Origin of the sequence: Ramlibacter sp. AN1015, from assembly GCF_037726105.1 — a bacterium.
Taxonomy (GTDB): domain Bacteria; phylum Pseudomonadota; class Gammaproteobacteria; order Burkholderiales; family Burkholderiaceae_C; genus Ramlibacter.
Genome location: NZ_JBBJUM010000023.1, coordinates 2501 through 5547 on the forward strand (window position 1 = coordinate 2501; position 3047 = coordinate 5547).

The 3047-nt window shown below is 53.3% G+C and carries 2 rRNA genes (1 of these 2 cut by a window edge); both read left to right on the forward strand.

The annotated features are described in order from the left end of the window. Nucleotides 1-2839, forward strand: a 23S ribosomal RNA gene (locus WG922_RS21815); it begins 39 nt to the left of the window's first position. Between the two features lie 126 nt (nt 2840-2965). Continuing rightward, nucleotides 2966-3047 (forward strand): 5S ribosomal RNA (gene rrf / locus WG922_RS21820); the annotation flags it as partial.

The following is a 3047-nucleotide window of genomic DNA, read 5'->3' on the forward strand; positions in this document are numbered from 1 at the left end:
TGATAGGCGACGAAGGACGTGATAGCCTGCGATAAGCCTCGGGGAGCTGGCAAATTAGCTTTGATCCGGGGATTTCCGAATGGGGAAACCCTCCCGCAAGGGAATCGTGATCTGAATACATAGGGTCATGAGGCGAACCGGGTGAACTGAAACATCTCAGTAGCTCGAGGAAAAGACATCAACCGAGATTCCGAGAGTAGTGGCGAGCGAAATCGGAGGAGCCTGCTAGTGATAGCACGACGTCTAGCGAAACGGTCTGGAAAGGCCGGCCATAGCGGGTGATAGCCCCGTACGCGAAAGGTGACGTGTGGTACTGAGCTAGCGAAAAGTAGGGCGGGACACGAGAAATCCTGTCTGAAGATGGGGGGACCATCCTCCAAGGCTAAATACTCATCATCGACCGATAGTGAACTAGTACCGTGAGGGAAAGGCGAAAAGAACCCCGGGAGGGGAGTGAAATAGATCCTGAAACCGCATGCTTACAAAAAGTCGGAGCCCTTTGGGGTGACGGCGTACCTTTTGTATAATGGGTCAGCGACTTACATTCAGTGGCGAGGTTAACCGAATAGGGAAGCCGAAGAGAAATCGAGTCCGAATAGGGCGTCCAGTCGCTGGGTGTAGACCCGAAACCAAGTGATCTATCCATGGCCAGGATGAAGGTGCCGTAACAGGTACTGGAGGTCCGAACCGACTAGTGTTGCAAAACTAGCGGATGAGCTGTGGATAGGGGTGAAAGGCTAAACAAACTTGGAAATAGCTGGTTCTCTCCGAAAACTATTTAGGTAGTGCCTCACGTATTACCTTCGGGGGTAGAGCACTGTTTAGGCTAGGGGGTCATGGCGACTTACCAAACCTATGCAAACTCCGAATACCGAAGAGTACAGCGTGGGAGACAGAGCACCGGGTGCTAACGTCCGGACTCAAGAGGGAAACAACCCAGACCGCCAGCTAAGGTCCCTAAAATTGGCTAAGTGGGAAACGAAGTGGGAAGGCTAAAACAGTCAGGATGTTGGCTTAGAAGCAGCCATCATTTAAAGAAAGCGTAATAGCTCACTGATCGAGTCGTCCTGCGCGGAAGATGTAACGGGGCTAAGCCAGTTACCGAAGCTGCGGATGTGCGCGCAAGCGTACGTGGTAGGAGAGCGTTCTGTAAGCCTGTGAAGGTGGCCTGTAAGGGCTGCTGGAGGTATCAGAAGTGCGAATGCTGACATGAGTAGCGTTAAAGCGGGTGAAAAGCCCGCTCGCCGTAAGCGCAAGGTTTTCTACGCAACGTTCATCGGCGTAGAGTGAGTCGGCCCCTAAGGCGAGGCAGAGATGCGTAGCTGATGGGAAACAGGTCAATATTCCTGTACCGATGTGTAGTGCGATGTGGGGACGGAGAAGGTTAACTCGGCCGGGTGTTGGATGTCCCGGTTCAAGCCTGTAGTCGTGCCTGGTAGGAAAATCCGCCGGGCTAAGATGAGGGGTGATAACGAGGCGGCTTGCCGCCGAAGCGAGCGATACCCTGCTTCCAGGAAAAGCCACTAAGCTTCAGCTACACACGACCGTACCGCAAACCGACACTGGTGCGCGAGATGAGTATTCTCAGGCGCTTGAGAGAACTCGGGAGAAGGAACTCGGCAAATTGACACCGTAACTTCGGAAGAAGGTGTGCCGCCAGTAGGTGAAGTCCCTCGCGGATGGAGCCCAAAGCGGTTGCAAAGAATCGGTGGCTGCGACTGTTTAATAAAAACACAGCACTCTGCAAACACGAAAGTGGACGTATAGGGTGTGACGCCTGCCCGGTGCTGGAAGATTAAATGATGGGGTGCAAGCTCTTGATTGAAGTCCCAGTAAACGGCGGCCGTAACTATAACGGTCCTAAGGTAGCGAAATTCCTTGTCGGGTAAGTTCCGACCTGCACGAATGGCGTAACGATGGCCACACTGTCTCCTCCCGAGACTCAGCGAAGTTGAAATGTTTGTGATGATGCAATCTCCCCGCGGAAAGACGGAAAGACCCCATGAACCTTTACTGTAGCTTTGTATTGGACTTTGAACGGATCTGTGTAGGATAGGTGGGAGGCTTTGAAGCCCGGTCGCTAGATCGGGTGGAGCCAACGTTGAAATACCACCCTGGTGCGTTTGAGGTTCTAACCTAGGCCCGTTATCCGGGTCGGGGACAGTGCATGGTAGGCAGTTTGACTGGGGCGGTCTCCTCCTAAAGCGTAACGGAGGAGTTCGAAGGTACGCTAGTTACGGTCGGAAATCGTGACGATAGTGCAATGGCATAAGCGTGCTTAACTGCGAGACTGACACGTCGAGCAGATGCGAAAGCAGGACATAGTGATCCGGTGGTTCTGTATGGAAGGGCCATCGCTCAACGGATAAAAGGTACTCTGGGGATAACAGGCTGATACCGCCCAAGAGTTCATATCGACGGCGGTGTTTGGCACCTCGATGTCGGCTCATCTCATCCTGGGGCTGTAGCCGGTCCCAAGGGTATGGCTGTTCGCCATTTAAAGAGGTACGTGAGCTGGGTTTAAAACGTCGTGAGACAGTTTGGTCCCTATCTTCCGTGGGCGCTGCAGATTTGAGGAAGCCTGCTCCTAGTACGAGAGGACCGGAGTGGACGCACCTCTGGTGTACCTGTTGTCACGCCAGTGGCATTGCAGGGTAGCTAAGTGCGGAAGAGATAACCGCTGAAAGCATCTAAGCGGGAAACTCGTTCCAAGATGAGATCTGCCGGGGCCTCGAGCCCCCTGAAGAGTCGTTCAAGACCAGGACGTTGATAGGTCGGGTGTGGAAGCGCAGCAATGCGTTAAGCTAACCGATACTAATTGCTCGTGCGGCTTGACCCTATAACTTTGATCGGTGCCCCGCACCGCTCAAAGAATATATGCCGGGTTGAACGCAATCAAATTACAAGCTGATCGCTCTATGAATTGGTCGTCTTGACCACTCAGTCAAGATGACAACAAGTTATGCCTGATGACCATAGCGAGGTGGTCCCACTCCTTCCCATCCCGAACAGGACAGTGAAACGCCTCTGCGCCGATGATAGTGCGG